Consider the following 14,025-nt stretch of genomic DNA (forward strand, 5'->3'; position numbering starts at 1 on the left):
AGGTTCTCCTCCGATGTTTCAGGTTAGTGTGCCGCCGACGCCGGCGTCACACGGCGGGCGGGCGGATTCATTGAGGCTGCCAGCAGCAGCCAGATCACGGCGAGCACGCCGCACACGAGGTTCACGGCGCCGCTGCCGAACTGCTCGGCCAGCCACCCCCCCAGCATCCCGCCGAGGAACAGCCCGATCGACTGCAGCGTGTTGTACAGGCCCAGCGCCGTGCCTTTCGCGTGCGCCGGCGCCACCTTGGAGATCCACGACGGCAGGATCGCCTCGAGCACGTTGAAGGCGACGAAGAACAGCGTCAGCCACAGGCCGAGCGTCACGGCGCTGCCGCCAAAGGCGAAAAGCCCCGCCTGCACGACCACCAGCAGCGCCACCGCGGTGCCGAACACCTGCTTCATGCGGTTGCGCCGCTCCGCCACGATCACCGCCGGCACCATCGCCGCGAACGACAGCACCACGGCCGGCAGATAGACCTTCCAGTGCTCCGGCAGCGGCAGATTCGCACCGCTCACCAGCGCAGCCGGAACCATCACCCACATCGCCGTCTGGATCAGGTGCAGCACGAAAACCCCCATGTTCAGGCGCATCAGCTGGCCGTCGCGGAACACCTCGCCGAACAGCCCGGTCGGCGCACGCGGCACCGGCGGAGCAGCCGGCACCACGTACAGCACCACACCGATCGCCGCAGCCGCCAGCAAGGCCGTCAGCCAGAAGATCCCACCCATGCCAATGACATTATACAGAATGGGCGCCGCCACCATCGACAGCGCGAACACCAGCCCGATGCTGGAGCCGATCATCGCCATCACCTTGGTGCGGTGCTGGTCGCGCGTCAGGTCCGCCGCGAGCGCAGTGACCGCCGCCGAAATCGCGCCCGCACCCTGCAGCACCCGTCCCGCGATCACCGTCCCGATGTCGCTGGCGACCGCCGCGACGGCGCTGCCGATCACGAACAGCACGAGTCCGAACACGATCACCGGCTTGCGCCCGAAGCGGTCCGAGGCCGCACCGTAGGCCATCTGCAGGAAGGCCTGCGTCAGGCCATACGCGCCGATCGCCAGGCCCACGAGGGTCAGGTTGTCGCCGCCAGGAATCTGATGCGCGTGCACCGAGAACACCGGCAGGATCAGGAACAGCCCGAGCATGCGCAGCGCGAAAATCGCGGCCAGGCTCGCGCCCGCCCGGCGTTCTGCGGGGGTCATCGGATCGTGCTCGGGTCGGGCCATCGGTCTCGGGGCTGGGGCAAAAGCGCGATTCTAGCACTCGCCGCCCGCCGGTTTGGCTTGCGCCGGTGTTCTCTCGTATAGTGGCACGTTACCCTTCGTCAGCCCGGCCCATGGACGAAATCCGCATTCGCGGCGCCCGCACCCACAATCTCAAGAACATCAGCCTTGAGCTGCCGCGCAACCGGCTCACCGTGATCACCGGCCTGTCCGGCTCCGGCAAGTCCTCGCTCGCCTTCGACACGCTCTACGCCGAGGGCCAGCGCCGCTACGTCGAATCCCTGTCGGCCTACGCGCGCCAGTTCCTGCAGCTGATGGAGAAGCCGGACGTCGACCTGATCGAGGGCCTGTCGCCGGCGATCTCGATCGAGCAGAAAGCCACCAGCCACAACCCGCGCTCCACGGTCGGCACGATCACCGAGATCCACGACTACCTGCGCCTGCTCTACGCGCGCGCCGGCACCCCGCATTGCCCCGACCACCCGGAACACCCGCTGGAGGCGCAGACCGTCTCGCAGATGGTGGACCACGTCCTCGCCCTGCCCGAAGACACGCGCCTGATGATCCTCGCGCCCGTCGTCGCGCACCGCAAGGGCGAGCAGAGCGACCTCTTCGCCGACTTGCGCGCGCAGGGCTTCGTGCGTGTACGCGTCGATGGCCGCATTGCCGAACTCGACGCCATGCCCGCGCTCGAGAAAGGCCGCCGCCATACCGTCGAAGTCGTCATCGACCGCCTCAAGGTCCGCGCCGACCAGCGCGGCCGCATCGCCGAATCCTTCGAGACCGCCCTCACGCACGCCGACGGCCGCGCCATCGCCGTCGAGATGGACAGCGGCACCGAGCACCTCTTCTCCGCCCGCTTCGCCTGCCCGGTGTGCAGCTACGCGCTCGCCGAACTCGAACCGCGCCTCTTCTCGTTCAACAACCCCGCCGGCGCCTGCCCCAAGTGCGACGGCCTCGGCCAGGTCGAGTTCTTCGACCCCGCGCGCGTCGTCGCCCACCCCGAGCTCTCGCTCGCCGCCGGCGCGATCCGCGGCTGGGACCGGCGCAACCAGTTCTACTTCCAGATGCTCGCAAGCCTCGCCGACCACTACGGCTTCGACATCGACACCCCCTTCGGCGACCTGCCCGACGAGGTCCGCCAGGTTGTGCTGCACGGCTCGGGCCGCCACAAGATCGCCTTCCGCTACCTCTCCGACAACGGTCGCATGGTCGCGAAGGAACACCCCTTCGAAGGCATCGTCCCCAACCTCGATCGCCGCTACCGGGAGACCGACTCCACCGCCGTACGCGAGGAACTCGCCAAGCTCCGCGCCACGCAGGCCTGCCCGAGCTGCCACGGCACACGCCTGCGCACCGAAGCGCGCCACGTCCTCATCGGCGACCGCTCGCTGCACGAAGTCAGCCGCATGCCGCTGGGCGAATGCAAGGCCTTCTTCGACGGTCTCGCCCTCACCGGCCACCGCGGCCTCGTCGCTGCCAAGATCGTCAAGGAGATCTCCGACCGCCTCAGCTTCCTGATCAACGTCGGCCTCGATTACCTCTCGCTCGACCGCTCCGCCGACACGCTCTCGGGCGGCGAAGCGCAGCGCATCCGCCTCGCCAGCCAGATCGGCTCCGGCCTCACCGGCGTCATGTACGTCCTCGACGAACCCTCGATCGGCCTGCACCAGCGTGACAACGACCGCCTGCTCGGCACGCTGCGCCAGCTGCGCGACCTCGGCAACACCGTCATCGTCGTCGAGCACGACGAGGACGCCATCCGCTGCGCCGACTACGTCGTCGACATGGGTCCCGGCGCCGGCGTGCACGGCGGCGAAATCGTCGCGCGCGGCACCCCGGCCGAGATCGTCGCGAGCGACGCCTCGCTCACCGGCGCCTACCTCGCCGGCCGCTACACCATTCCCCTCCCGGCACGCCGAGCCCCCCCGGATGCCGAGCTCCAGCTGCGGCTCGAGGGCTGCACCGGCAACAACCTCAAGAACGTCGAACTCACCATTCCGGTCGGCCTGTTCACCTGCATCACCGGCGTTTCCGGCTCCGGAAAATCGACCCTCATCAACGACACCCTGTACGCCCTCGCGGCCAGACACCTCTATGGCTCGACGACCGAACCGGCGCCGTTCGCGGCCGTGCACGGCCTCGACCACTTCGACAAGGTCATCAACGTCGACCAGAGCCCCATTGGCCGCACCCCGCGCTCCAACCCCGCGACCTACACCGGCCTGCTGACGCCCGTGCGCGAGCTCTTCGCCGGCGTGCCCGACGCGCGCGCGCGCGGCTACGGCCCCGGCCGCTTCTCCTTCAACGTCAAGGGCGGCCGCTGCGAAGCCTGCCAGGGCGACGGCATGATCAAGGTGGAGATGCACTTCCTGCCCGACATGTACGTCCCCTGCGACGTGTGCCACGGCAAGCGCTACAACCGCGAAACGCTGGAGATCCGCTACAAGGGCAGGACCATCTACGAAGTGCTCGACATGACGGTGGAGAACGCGCTCGAATTCTTCCGCGCCGTTCCGACGGTCGCGCGCAAGCTCGAAACCCTGATGGACGTCGGCCTCGGCTACATCCGCCTCGGACAGAGCGCCACCACGCTGTCCGGCGGCGAAGCCCAGCGCGTCAAACTTGCGCTGGAGCTCTCCAAGCGCGACACCGGCCGCACCCTCTACATCCTCGACGAACCCACGACGGGCCTGCACTTCCGCGACATCGAACTCCTGCTCGGCGTGCTCCACCGCCTGCGCGACCACGGCAACACCATCGTCGTCATCGAACACAACCTCGACGTCATCAAGACCGCCGACTGGCTCATCGACCTCGGCCCCGAGGGCGGCGACCGTGGCGGCCGCATCCTGTGCAGCGGCCCGCCCGAAGCGCTCGCCGCGCACCCCGACAGTCACACCGGCCGCTACCTCAAGCGGATGCTCGCCCCGCCTTCATGCACCTGAACGCGAACGCGCCGATGATCGCGCTTACAATTTGAAGCAAGCCCGCCAAGAGTATTCCGGACAATACGGCGGTCGCCGCGAGGCCCCGCCCGCAAAATCAAGGAGAAGCTCATGCCCGCAGTCCCGAACGACGTCCAGGCCGTCTTCCTCGACCGCATCGACCGTCGTGTAAAGATCCTCAAGACCCTTCTGGACGCCGGCCTGGGCGTCTATCAAGCGGCGGAGGAACAGCAGCGCAAACGCGCGATCGACCAGGTCGTGCGCCTCACCGCGCGCCCGAGCGAACTCCCGCAACTGACGCCCGAGACGCTGGCGAAGGCCTGCGAGATCGTCGCAGCCCACCTCGAGCCCATGCAGAAAGTCCTTCCGCACGACGTCCAGTACCGCAATCGCTTGCGCAAATCCTGGTAGGCAGGCGCCCTCCCGGCGGGCGCCGACGTCCTGATTGCCCCTCAGCCAGGATACCCTCCGGGATTCTGCGACTGCCACCGCCAGGCGTCGCGGCACATCGCATCGAGATCGTATCGTGGCCGCCACCCGAACACCTTCTCCGCCTGGCTGGCATCGGCCCAGCACGCCGCGACGTCGCCCGGCCGACGCGCCACGATGCGGAAGGGCACCGTCCGACCCGACGCGCGCTCGAATGCCCGCGCAACCTCCAGGACGCTGTACCCGCGCCCGGTCCCGAGATTCACACAACTCACCCCGGGCAGCCCTTCCATGCGCTCGACCGCCGCGACGTGCCCGGCGGCGAGATCGACGACATGGATATAGTCGCGCACCCCGGTCCCGTCAGGCGTCGGGTAATCCCCGCCGAACACCTGCAACTCCTTCAGTTTCCCGACTGCGACCTGGCTCACATAAGGCATGAGGTTGTTCGGGATCCCGTTCGGATCCTCGCCGATCAACCCGCTGTGATGCGCACCGACCGGATTGAAATACCGCAGTAGCGCGACATGCCAGCGCGCATCCGCCGCGACGAGATCCCTCAACACGTCCTCGCACATGAGCTTCGTGCGCCCATACGGGTTCGTCGCACCGACCGGAAAGTCCTCCCGGATCGGCACCGACGCCGGATCCCCATAAACGGTCGCCGAGGAACTGAACACCAGTCGCCGCACCCCCGCAGCATCCATCGCTTCGAGGAGCACGAGCAGCCCGCCGATGTTGTTCTCGTAATACGCGAGCGGCTTCGCCACGGACTCACCCACGGCCTTCAGTGCGGCGAAATGGATCACGGCATCCACGCTTTGCTCGGCGAACACCCGTGCCAATGCGCCCGCATCACGCACGTCAGAGCAATAAAACCCGCGCAAGGCCCTGCCTGCAATCCGCTCCACGCGATCCAGCGCCGCGCGCTTGCTGTTGCACAGATTGTCGACGACCACGACGTCGTGCCCCGCCTCCAGCAAGGCCACACACGTATGCGAGCCGATATACCCGGCCCCGCCAGTCACCAGCACCGTACTCAAGGCAATCCTCCCAAACGCACATCACATACCGACCCACAAAAAAAATGGGCCGTCAGACGGCCCATTTTCGATGACACGATGGTCGCGTTGCGAATACTTACGCAGCTGCGGCTTCCTGCACATCAGCAGCCACATCGCCCTCGGCGGGACGATCCAGCAGTTCGACCAGCGCCATCGGCGCGTTGTCGCCGTCGCGGAAGCCGAACTTCAGGATGCGCAGATAGCCGCCGTTACGGGCAGCAAAGCGCGGGCCCAGCTCGTCGAACAGCTTCACGACCATGTCGCGATCGCGCAGACGGCTGAACGCCAGGCGACGGTTCGACAGGCTGGGCTTCTTGCCCAGGGTGATCAGCGGCTCGACCACGCGGCGCAGTTCCTTGGCCTTGGGCAGGGTCGTCTTGATGACTTCGTGACGCAGCAGCGAATTTGCCATGTTGCGGAACATGGCCTGACGATGCGCGCTGGTACGGTTAAGCTTGCGAAGACCGTTGCGGTGACGCATTTTTATTCCTCACTCAACTGTGCCGACTCAACCGAGCTTCTCGAGCCCGGCCGGCGGCCAGTTTTCCAGTTTCATGCCGAGCGTAAGCCCACGCGAGGCCAACACTTCCTTGATTTCGTTCAGCGACTTCCGGCCGAGGTTCGGGGTCTTCAGCAGCTCGGTTTCCGTACGCTGGATCAGATCGCCGATGTAGTAGATGTTCTCGGCCTTCAGGCAGTTGGCGGACCGCACGGTCAGCTCGAGGTCATCGACAGGACGCAGCAGCACGGGGCCGATCACCTGCGCAGCGGTCACTTCCGCCACCGGCGCCGTACCCTCGAGATCCGCGAACACCGACAGCTGATCCATCAGCACGCGCGCGGCGTAACGGATCGCCTCTTCGGGGTCCACTGCTCCGTTGGTCTCGATGTCGATAACCAGGCGATCGAGGTCGGTACGCTGCTCGACGCGGGCGCTTTCGACGAGATAGCTCACACGGCGAACCGGGCTGAACGAAGCGTCGAGCACGATGTGCCCGATGCTCTTGCTCTCGCCGGCAACCGGACGAACGTTGCCCGGCACATATCCACGCCCTTCCTCGACCTTGATGTGCATCTCGAGCTTGCCGCCCGGTGCAAGATGCGCGATCACGTGATCGGGGTTGATGATCTCGACGTCGTGGCTCGCTTCGATGTCGCGCGCGGTGACCACACCGTCACCCGACTTCGAAAGACGCAGGGTTGCCTCGCCACGGTTGTGCAGCTTCAGCACCACGCCCTTCAGGTTCAGCAACAGGTCGACGATGTCCTCGCGCACCCCGTCCAGGGTCGAGTACTCGTGCAGCACGCCCTCAATCGAGACTTCCGTCGGCGCATAGCCCGGCAGCGAGGAAAGGAGGATGCGCCGCAGCGCATTCCCCAAGGTATGACCGAAACCACGCTCGAACGGCTCCATCGTCACGCGCGCCTGAACGGGCGACACGGACTGGACGTCGATGATGCGGGGTTTCAGCAGTGAATTGCTTTGCATCAGCAGTTCCTCGGATCTTTGAGTCTTCAGGCGAGCCCGTTAGCGGGAGTACAGTTCGACGACGAGACCTTCGTTGATCGTCGGCGGCAGCTCCGAACGCTGCGGGTAAGCCTTGAACACGCCCTTGCCGGCCTTCGCATCGACTTCCAGCCACTCGGGGAAACCACGTGCGGCGGCGGCCTCGAGGGCGGCCTTGACGCGGAGCTGGCCGCGCGCGCTCTCGGTGAGCTCGACCGTCTCGCCCGGACGCACGACGTACGACGGGATATTGACGCGCTTGCCATTCACGAGAATGCTGTTGTGACGGACCAGCTGACGAGCTTCGGCGCGCGAGCCGCCGAAACCCATGCGGTAGACGACGGAATCAAGGCGACCTTCGAGCAGCTGCAGCAGGTTCTCGCCGGTCTGGCCGCGACGGCGGTCCGCCTCGGCGTAGACCTTGCGGAACTGCGCTTCCAGAACACCGTACAGGCGACGGATCTTCTGCTTTTCACGCAGCTGAACGCCATAGCCGGACAGACGCTGTCCGGAACGCTGGCCATGCTGGCCAGGAGCATACGAGCGGCGCTCGATCGCGCACTTGTCGGTGAAGCACTTCTCGGCCTTCAGGAACAGCTTCTCGCCTTCGCGACGGCACTGACGGCACTTGGGATCCAGATTACGAGCCACGTTTCAACTCCTTGTCAGATACGACGCTTTTTCGGCGGACGGCAGCCGTTATGCGGAATCGGCGTGATGTCGGTAATGCTGGAGATCTTCATACCCAGCGCGTTCAGGGCGCGAACAGCGGATTCGCGGCCCGGACCGGGCCCCTTGATGCGCACTTCCAGGTTCTTGACGCCGCATTCCTGCGCGGCCTTGCCGGCGGCTTCGGCGGCAACCTGGGCGGCAAACGGCGTGCTCTTGCGCGAGCCCTTGAAGCCCGCGCCGCCCGACGTTGCCCACGACAGGGCGTTGCCCTGACGATCGGTAATCGTAATGATGGTGTTATTGAAGCTCGCGTGAACGTGCGCGATACCCTCGGCAACGTTCTTTTTGACCTTCTTGCGAACTTTCGCAGCAGTTTTAGCCATTATCAGTCCTTATCACTTCTTGCCGGCGATCGCCTTGCGCGGTCCCTTGCGGGTGCGGGCGTTAGTCCGGGTCCTCTGACCGCGCAGCGGAAGGCCGCGACGGTGACGGACACCACGATAGCAACCCAAGTCCATCAGGCGCTTGATATTCATCGTCACTTCACGGCGAAGATCGCCCTCGACGACAAACTTGCCAACCTCGTCACGCAGACGCTCCATGTCCGACTCGGTGAGATCCTTTACCTTGACGGAACGCGCGACGTTGGCGGAATCACAGATTTTCTGAGCACGCGAACGGCCAATTCCATAGATGGCGGTCAGCGCAATCTCGGCATGCTTGTGATTGGGAATGTTTACCCCAGCAATACGGGCCATTCGATTACCCCAAAAAGCTAAACATTAAATGTTAATCCCAGGTTGTCCGAAGATCAACCCTGGCGCTGCTTGTGACGCGGATCCGCGCAGATGACGCGGACCACACCCTTGCGGCGAACGATCTTGCAGTTGCGGCAGAGCCGCTTAACCGAAGCCTGAACTCTCATTTCCTTGCTCCTGTTTCTTGATTACTTGGTCCGGAACACGATCCGGGCCTTGGTCAGGTCATACGGCGTCAGCTGCACGGTGACCTTGTCACCCGGAAGGATGCGGATGTAATGCATCCGCATCTTGCCGGAGATGTAGCCGAGGACCATGTGTCCGTTTTCGAGCCGAACGCGGAACGTTGCATTGGGGAGGTTCTCGGTAACCTCACCCTGCATCTCGATGACGTCTTCCTTCGCCATAACTTACCGGATCGGAAGGCCCGCCCCCTTGAAGTTCGCCTTTTTCAGCAGACTCTCGTACTGGTGCGACATCACGTACGCCTGAACCTGCGCCATGAAGTCCATCGTCACCACGACGATGATCAGCAGCGAAGTACCACCGAAGTAGAACGGCACATTCCACTTGAGGATCAGGAATTCCGGCAGCAGGCAGACGAGGGTGATGTATACCGCCCCCACCAGCGTCAGGCGCGTCAGGATCTTGTCGATGTAACGCGCGGTTTGATCACCCGGCCGGATACCCGGAACGAACGCCCCGCTCTTCTTAAGGTTGTCCGCGGTCTCGCGTGCATTGAACACGAGCGCGGTATAGAAGAAGCAGAAGAAGACGATCGCCACCGCGTACAACATCACGTAGACCGGCTGCCCCGGCGCCAGCTTGGCCGACAGGTCACGCAGCCAGATCATGCTTTCCGACGAGCCGAACCATTGGCCCAACGTCGCCGGGAAGAGGATGATGCTCGAAGCGAAGATCGGCGGAATCACCCCTGCCATGTTCAGCTTCAGCGGCAGATGCGAGCTTTGCCCACCGTAGATCTTGTTGCCGACCTGACGCTTGGCGTAGTTCACCAGGATCTTGCGCTGCCCACGCTCGACGAAGACCACGAACGCCGTCACCAGAACCACCAGCACGCAGATCAGCAGCGCGGTGAAGGGATGCATGGCCCCGGTACGCACCAGCTCGAACAAACCGGCGATCGAACTCGGCAGCCCCGCGGCGATGCCGGCGAAGATGATGAGCGAGATACCGTTGCCGAGCCCGCGTTCCGTGATCTGCTCACCCAGCCACATCAGGAACATCGTACCCGTCACGAGCGTCGCCACCGTCACGAAGCGGAAGGTGAAGCCCGGATCCAGCACCAGCCCGGCCTGCCCTTCGAGCGCGATCGCGATCCCCAGCGACTGTGCCAGCGCAAGCACCAGGGTACCGGCGCGCGTGTACTGCGTGATCTTGCGCCGACCTGCCTCGCCCTCCTTCTTCAGGGCTTCGAGCGTGGGCACCGCGACGGTCATCAGCTGCATGATGATCGACGCCGAGATGTACGGCATGATCCCCAGCGCGAAGATCGTGAAGCGCGACAGCGCGCCGCCCGAGAACAGGTTGAAGACGCCCAGGATTCCGCCCGACTGCGACTGGAACAGCTCAGCCAGCCGACTCGGATCGATTCCAGGCACCGGGATATGCGCGCCGATCCGATAGACGATCAGCGCACCGACCAGAAAAAGCAGTCGGCGCTTAAGATCGCCAAAACGACCGGGCGTTCCCAGGGTGGCAGCGGGATTGGCCACAGCGGATTGCCTTCTTACTCGGTAACGACCGAACCGCCGGCCGCCTGGATGGCCGCAAGGGCACCCTTCGTGGCAGCGACGCCGCGCAGCGTGACCTTGCGAGCGATGCTACCCGACAGCACGACTTTTGCGGACAGCGCATCGGCAGCCACGACGCCGGCCTGCTTCAGCACCAGCAGGTCGATATCCTCGACCGGCAGCTTGTCCAGTTCGGACAGACGCACCTCGGCGTTGCGCGACCCCGTCAGCGAGACGAAACCACGCTTCGGCAGGCGACGCTGCAGCGGCATCTGACCACCCTCGAAGCCGACCTTGTGAAAGCCGCCGGCACGGGACTTCTGGCCCTTGTGACCGCGACCGCAGGTCTTGCCGAGGCCGCTGCCGATGCCGCGTCCGACGCGCTTGCCTGCGAACTTCGAACCAGTCGCGGGTTTAATCGTATTCAGACGCATCTCAACCCTCACACTTCACCAGGTACGACACCTTGTTCACCATGCCGCGCACTTCAGGCGTGTCCTGAAGCTCGACGGTGTGGTTCAGGCGACGCAAACCGAGTCCGCGCACCGTCGCACGGTGCGACTGCTTGGTACCGATCACGCTCTTGACCAGCGTAACCTTGATCGTTTTCTCGGCCATGGCTTACCCCAGAATTTCTTCGACGCTCTTGCCACGCTTGGCGGCGATCTCGGCCGGCGTGTTGATCGCCAGGAGACCGTTCAGCGTTGCACGGACGACGTTGTACGGATTCGACGAACCGATGCACTTGCAGGTCACGTCCGTCACGCCCATGACTTCGAACACCGCGCGCATCGGGCCACCGGCGATGATGCCGGTACCGCTCGGCGCCGGCTGCATGAGGACCGACGAGGCACCATGCTTGCCGATCACCGAATGCTGCAGCGTGCCGTTCTTGAGCGAGACCTTGACCATCTTGCGGCGAGCCTCGTCCATGGCCTTCTGCACGGCCACGGGCACTTCACGCGACTTGCCCTTGCCCATGCCGATACCGCCATCACCGTCGCCAACCACCGTCAGCGCCGCGAAACCGAGGATACGACCGCCCTTCACGACCTTGGTCACGCGGTTGATGGCGACCATCTTCTCGCGCAGGCCGTCGTCACGCTCCTCGGAAGCCTGCGGACGCTTGCTTTGTTGCTTAGCCATACGATTCCTCGCTTAGAACTTGAGACCGCCTTCGCGGGCGGCCTCGGCCAGCGCCTGGACGCGACCGTGATACTGGAAGCCGGCGCGATCGAACGCGACGGACTCGATACCCGCGGCCTTCGCACGCTCGGCAATCAGCTTGCCGACGATCACGGCAGCAGCCTTGTTACCGCCATGCGACAGTTGCGAACGCACGTCCGCCTCGACCGTGGAGGCAGCAGCGAGCACGCGCGCGCCGGAACCGTCGATGATCTGGGCATAGATGTGGGAATTGGAACGGAACACAGTCAGACGAACCGCCTTCAGTTCCGCGATTTTGGCTCGGGTTTTACGAGCGCGACGCAGACGAACCACTTTCTTGTTCATATCGAACCGCCCTTACTTCTTCTTGGTTTCCTTGAGCACGACCACCTCGTCCGAGTAGCGGACGCCCTTGCCCTTGTAGGGCTCGGGAGCGCGGTATGCACGCACTTCGGCAGCGACCTGACCGACTTGCTGCTTGTCGATGCCCTTGATGACGATTTCCGTCTGCGTCGGCGTTTCAACCTTCACGCCTGCCGGCATCTGATGCACGACAGGATGGGAAAAGCCGAGCGTCAGATTGAGCTTGTCGCCCTGCGCCTGAGCACGGTAACCGACGCCGACGAGGTTGAGCTTGCGCTCGAAACCCTTCGTCACACCGGTAACCATGTTATTGACGAGCGCACGCACGGTACCCGACATCGCACGACCGTTGGCAGCACCACCAACGGCTGCAAACACGAGCGCATCGCCTTCACGCTGAACCGACACGGAATTGCCGATGTACTGCTTCACGGTACCGAGCGGCCCCTTCACGGAAACCTCACCGCCCGCGACGGTCACGTCCACGCCCTGGGGGATCGCCACCGGATTCTTAGCTACACGAGACATGAGACCCCCTTAAGCGACGTAACAGATGACTTCGCCGCCCACGCGCCCGGCACGTGCCGCACGGTCGGTCATGACGCCCCGCGGCGTCGACACGATTGCAACACCGAGACCGTTCAAAACGCGCGGCAGATCGTCACTGCCCTTGTAAACACGCAGACCGGGGCGGCTGACACGCTCGATGCGCTCGATGACGGGACGCCCGGCGTAGTACTTCAGCACCACATCCAGCTGCGCCTTGCCTTCGGCATCGCGGACGGCATAGCCGTCGATGTAGCCTTCGTCCTGCAGGACCTTGGCGATCGCCACCTTCAGCTTGGAGCTGGGCATCGACACGCTCTGCTTCTGAGCCTGCTGACCATTGCGGATGCGGGTCAGCATATCGGCGATCGGATCGGACATACTCATTCGATAATCTCCTTACCAGCTCGCCTTGGTCATGCCAGGCACTTCGCCACGGAACGCGAGGTCACGCAGCTTGTTGCGGCACAGACCGAACTTACGGAACACGCCGCGCGGACGACCCGTCAGCGCGCAACGATTGCGCTCGCGAACGGGGCTTGCGTTGCGCGGAAGCTGCTGCAGCTTCAGACGAGCAGCCATGCGCTCTTCTTCAGGCAACTTGAAATCGTTGATCTGAGCGATCAGCGCGGCACGCTTGGCGGCGAATTTCTCGACCGTCTTGCGGCGCTTCTCTTCTCTATTGATCAGAGCCAGTTTTGCCATAACACCCTCAATTCTTGAACGGGAACTTGAACGCCGCGAGCAGAGCGCGAGCTTCCTGATCGGACTTGGCCGTCGTCGTGATGCTGATGTTCATACCCCGCAGAGCATCGATCTTGTCGTACTCGATCTCGGGGAAAATGATCTGCTCTTTGACGCCCAGGTTGTAGTTGCCGCGACCATCGAAACCCTTGCCCGCGATACCGCGGAAGTCGCGGATACGGGGCATGGCGATCGTCACCAGACGATCCAGGAATTCAAACATCTTCTCGCCACGCAAGGTCACCATGCAGCCGATCGGGTAACCGTCACGGATCTTGAAACCCGCGATCGACTTGCGAGCCTTGGTCACCACCGGCTTCTGACCGGCGATCTTCTGCATGTCGCCAACGGCATGCTCGAGAATCTTCTTGTCGCCAACCGCCTCGCCGACACCCATGTTCAGGGTGATCTTCGTGATGCGGGGCACTTCCATCGCCGACTTGTACCCGAACTGCTTCAGCAGCTCGGGAGCAATCGTTTCCTTGTAGTACTGCTGCAAGCGCGCCATCGCCACTCCTTACGCGTTCACCAGTTCGCCATTCGACTTGAAGAAGCGCACCTTGCGACCATCTTCAAGCACTCGAATACCCACGCGATCACCCTTCTGGGTCGCGGGATTGAACAGCGCAACGTTCGAAACGTGCAGCGGCATCTCCTTCTCGATGATGCCACCCACTTCACCCTTGAGCGGATTCGGACGCACGTGCTTCTTCGCGCGATTCACACCTTCAACGACCAGATGTTCGTCGCCATCCCGACGCAGCACGACACCGCGACGACCGCGATCCTTGCCCGTCAGGACAACAACCTCATCACCTTTGCGGATCTTGTTCATCTCGACAAC

Annotated in this window: 21 protein-coding genes; 2 read left to right on the top strand and 19 right to left on the bottom strand. The window is 64.0% G+C overall.

Annotated features, from left to right (window positions below):
• Positions 1-23: 23 nt before the first annotated feature.
• Positions 24-1,208, bottom strand: a complete 1,185-nt coding sequence (locus tag GO615_RS09095) for an MFS transporter (protein WP_169127161.1) — start codon at positions 1,206-1,208, stop codon at positions 24-26.
• Positions 1,209-1,342: 134 nt separating this feature from the next.
• Here GO615_RS09095 and uvrA point away from each other — a divergent pair, with 134 nt between their 5' ends.
• Both uvrA and GO615_RS09105 read left to right on the top strand, forming a co-directional pair.
• Positions 1,343-4,177, top strand: a complete 2,835-nt coding sequence (gene uvrA / locus GO615_RS09100; RefSeq protein WP_169127163.1) for an excinuclease ABC subunit UvrA — start codon at positions 1,343-1,345, stop codon at positions 4,175-4,177.
• A 111-nt stretch (positions 4,178-4,288) separates the two neighbouring features.
• Positions 4,289-4,588, top strand: coding sequence for a hypothetical protein (locus GO615_RS09105; protein WP_169127165.1), 300 nt, complete (start codon positions 4,289-4,291; stop codon positions 4,586-4,588).
• Between the two features lie 41 nt (positions 4,589-4,629).
• Here the strand turns inward: GO615_RS09105 and galE are convergent, their stop codons facing one another.
• The 18 genes from galE to rplX all read right to left on the bottom strand — a co-directional run bounded on the left by galE (position 4,630) and on the right by rplX (position 14,016).
• On the bottom strand, positions 4,630-5,649 hold the full coding sequence (gene galE / locus GO615_RS09110) for a UDP-glucose 4-epimerase GalE (protein ID WP_169127167.1): 1,020 nt from the start codon (positions 5,647-5,649) through the stop codon (positions 4,630-4,632).
• A 97-nt stretch (positions 5,650-5,746) separates the two neighbouring features.
• Positions 5,747-6,151 (bottom strand): 50S ribosomal protein L17, encoded by a 405-nt coding sequence (gene rplQ, locus GO615_RS09115; RefSeq protein ID WP_169127169.1) that lies wholly within the window; start codon positions 6,149-6,151, stop codon positions 5,747-5,749.
• Between the two features lie 27 nt (positions 6,152-6,178).
• On the bottom strand, positions 6,179-7,159 hold the full coding sequence (locus GO615_RS09120; protein WP_169127171.1) for a DNA-directed RNA polymerase subunit alpha: 981 nt from the start codon (positions 7,157-7,159) through the stop codon (positions 6,179-6,181).
• 39 nt (positions 7,160-7,198) lie between these two features.
• Positions 7,199-7,828: a 30S ribosomal protein S4 gene (gene rpsD, locus GO615_RS09125; RefSeq protein ID WP_169127179.1), complete on the bottom strand. Its 630-nt coding sequence runs from the start codon at positions 7,826-7,828 to the stop codon at positions 7,199-7,201.
• 14 nt (positions 7,829-7,842) lie between these two features.
• Positions 7,843-8,232, bottom strand: a complete 390-nt coding sequence (gene rpsK, locus GO615_RS09130) for a 30S ribosomal protein S11 (RefSeq protein ID WP_011237995.1) — start codon at positions 8,230-8,232, stop codon at positions 7,843-7,845.
• 12 nt (positions 8,233-8,244) lie between these two features.
• Positions 8,245-8,607: a 30S ribosomal protein S13 gene (rpsM, locus tag GO615_RS09135; protein ID WP_169127181.1), complete on the bottom strand. Its 363-nt coding sequence runs from the start codon at positions 8,605-8,607 to the stop codon at positions 8,245-8,247.
• A 53-nt stretch (positions 8,608-8,660) separates the two neighbouring features.
• A complete protein-coding gene (gene rpmJ / locus GO615_RS09140) occupies positions 8,661-8,774 on the bottom strand; it encodes a 50S ribosomal protein L36 (RefSeq protein ID WP_076603157.1) in 114 nt (37 codons plus the stop codon).
• A 21-nt stretch (positions 8,775-8,795) separates the two neighbouring features.
• The gene (gene infA / locus GO615_RS09145) at positions 8,796-9,014 is read right to left on the bottom strand and encodes a translation initiation factor IF-1 (protein WP_015437563.1); all 219 of its coding nucleotides are present in this window, start codon (positions 9,012-9,014) and stop codon (positions 8,796-8,798) included.
• A gap of 3 nt (positions 9,015-9,017) precedes the next feature.
• Entirely contained in the window at positions 9,018-10,343 is a 1,326-nt protein-coding gene (secY, locus tag GO615_RS09150; protein WP_169127183.1) for a preprotein translocase subunit SecY, read from the bottom strand.
• A gap of 14 nt (positions 10,344-10,357) precedes the next feature.
• Entirely contained in the window at positions 10,358-10,795 is a 438-nt protein-coding gene (gene rplO, locus GO615_RS09155; RefSeq protein WP_169127185.1) for a 50S ribosomal protein L15, read from the bottom strand.
• 1 nt (position 10,796) lies between these two features.
• Positions 10,797-10,979: a 50S ribosomal protein L30 gene (gene rpmD / locus GO615_RS09160; RefSeq protein ID WP_015437566.1), complete on the bottom strand. Its 183-nt coding sequence runs from the start codon at positions 10,977-10,979 to the stop codon at positions 10,797-10,799.
• Positions 10,980-10,982: 3 nt separating this feature from the next.
• The gene (gene rpsE, locus GO615_RS09165) at positions 10,983-11,507 is read right to left on the bottom strand and encodes a 30S ribosomal protein S5 (RefSeq protein WP_169127187.1); all 525 of its coding nucleotides are present in this window, start codon (positions 11,505-11,507) and stop codon (positions 10,983-10,985) included.
• Between the two features lie 12 nt (positions 11,508-11,519).
• Complete coding sequence (gene rplR / locus GO615_RS09170) at positions 11,520-11,873, bottom strand: 50S ribosomal protein L18 (RefSeq protein WP_050417521.1); 354 nt, start codon at positions 11,871-11,873, stop codon at positions 11,520-11,522.
• Positions 11,874-11,885: 12 nt separating this feature from the next.
• The gene (gene rplF, locus GO615_RS09175; protein WP_169127189.1) at positions 11,886-12,419 is read right to left on the bottom strand and encodes a 50S ribosomal protein L6; all 534 of its coding nucleotides are present in this window, start codon (positions 12,417-12,419) and stop codon (positions 11,886-11,888) included.
• A 9-nt stretch (positions 12,420-12,428) separates the two neighbouring features.
• Entirely contained in the window at positions 12,429-12,824 is a 396-nt protein-coding gene (gene rpsH / locus GO615_RS09180) for a 30S ribosomal protein S8 (protein WP_018987836.1), read from the bottom strand.
• Between the two features lie 12 nt (positions 12,825-12,836).
• Complete coding sequence (gene rpsN / locus GO615_RS09185) at positions 12,837-13,142, bottom strand: 30S ribosomal protein S14 (protein ID WP_121430162.1); 306 nt, start codon at positions 13,140-13,142, stop codon at positions 12,837-12,839.
• Positions 13,143-13,149: 7 nt separating this feature from the next.
• Positions 13,150-13,689 carry a 50S ribosomal protein L5 gene (rplE, locus tag GO615_RS09190; RefSeq protein ID WP_169127191.1) on the bottom strand — a complete coding sequence of 180 codons (540 nt, stop codon included), beginning with the start codon at positions 13,687-13,689 and terminating at the stop codon, positions 13,150-13,152.
• 9 nt (positions 13,690-13,698) lie between these two features.
• Complete coding sequence (gene rplX, locus GO615_RS09195; protein ID WP_169127193.1) at positions 13,699-14,016, bottom strand: 50S ribosomal protein L24; 318 nt, start codon at positions 14,014-14,016, stop codon at positions 13,699-13,701.
• Positions 14,017-14,025 lie beyond the last annotated feature (9 nt).

The sequence above is a fragment of the Aromatoleum evansii genome (assembly GCF_012910805.1).
Lineage (GTDB): Bacteria > Pseudomonadota > Gammaproteobacteria > Burkholderiales > Rhodocyclaceae > Aromatoleum > Aromatoleum evansii.

Excerpts from the sequence above, each read along its gene's own strand:
- rplQ (WP_169127169.1), bottom strand. The coding sequence starts at position 6,151 with ATGCGTCACCGCAACGGTCTTCGCAAGCTTAACCGTACCAGCGCGCAT.
- rpsK (WP_011237995.1), bottom strand. The coding sequence starts at position 8,232 with ATGGCTAAAACTGCTGCGAAAGTTCGCAAGAAGGTCAAAAAGAACGTT.
- rpsH (WP_018987836.1), bottom strand. The coding sequence starts at position 12,824 with ATGAGTATGTCCGATCCGATCGCCGATATGCTGACCCGCATCCGCAAT.
- rplX (WP_169127193.1), bottom strand. The coding sequence starts at position 14,016 with ATGAACAAGATCCGCAAAGGTGATGAGGTTGTTGTCCTGACGGGCAAG.
- rplF (WP_169127189.1), bottom strand. The coding sequence starts at position 12,419 with ATGTCTCGTGTAGCTAAGAATCCGGTGGCGATCCCCCAGGGCGTGGAC.
- rpsM (WP_169127181.1), bottom strand. The coding sequence starts at position 8,607 with ATGGCCCGTATTGCTGGGGTAAACATTCCCAATCACAAGCATGCCGAG.
- GO615_RS09105 (WP_169127165.1), top strand. The coding sequence starts at position 4,289 with ATGCCCGCAGTCCCGAACGACGTCCAGGCCGTCTTCCTCGACCGCATC.
- uvrA (WP_169127163.1), top strand. The coding sequence starts at position 1,343 with ATGGACGAAATCCGCATTCGCGGCGCCCGCACCCACAATCTCAAGAAC.
- rpmJ (WP_076603157.1), bottom strand. The coding sequence starts at position 8,774 with ATGAGAGTTCAGGCTTCGGTTAAGCGGCTCTGCCGCAACTGCAAGATC.
- rpsN (WP_121430162.1), bottom strand. The coding sequence starts at position 13,142 with ATGGCAAAACTGGCTCTGATCAATAGAGAAGAGAAGCGCCGCAAGACG.
- infA (WP_015437563.1), bottom strand. The coding sequence starts at position 9,014 with ATGGCGAAGGAAGACGTCATCGAGATGCAGGGTGAGGTTACCGAGAAC.
- rplE (WP_169127191.1), bottom strand. The coding sequence starts at position 13,689 with ATGGCGCGCTTGCAGCAGTACTACAAGGAAACGATTGCTCCCGAGCTG.
- GO615_RS09120 (WP_169127171.1), bottom strand. The coding sequence starts at position 7,159 with ATGCAAAGCAATTCACTGCTGAAACCCCGCATCATCGACGTCCAGTCC.
- GO615_RS09095 (WP_169127161.1), bottom strand. The coding sequence starts at position 1,208 with ATGACCCCCGCAGAACGCCGGGCGGGCGCGAGCCTGGCCGCGATTTTC.
- rpsE (WP_169127187.1), bottom strand. The coding sequence starts at position 11,507 with ATGGCTAAGCAACAAAGCAAGCGTCCGCAGGCTTCCGAGGAGCGTGAC.
- rplO (WP_169127185.1), bottom strand. The coding sequence starts at position 10,795 with ATGCGTCTGAATACGATTAAACCCGCGACTGGTTCGAAGTTCGCAGGC.
- rpmD (WP_015437566.1), bottom strand. The coding sequence starts at position 10,979 with ATGGCCGAGAAAACGATCAAGGTTACGCTGGTCAAGAGCGTGATCGGT.
- rplR (WP_050417521.1), bottom strand. The coding sequence starts at position 11,873 with ATGAACAAGAAAGTGGTTCGTCTGCGTCGCGCTCGTAAAACCCGAGCC.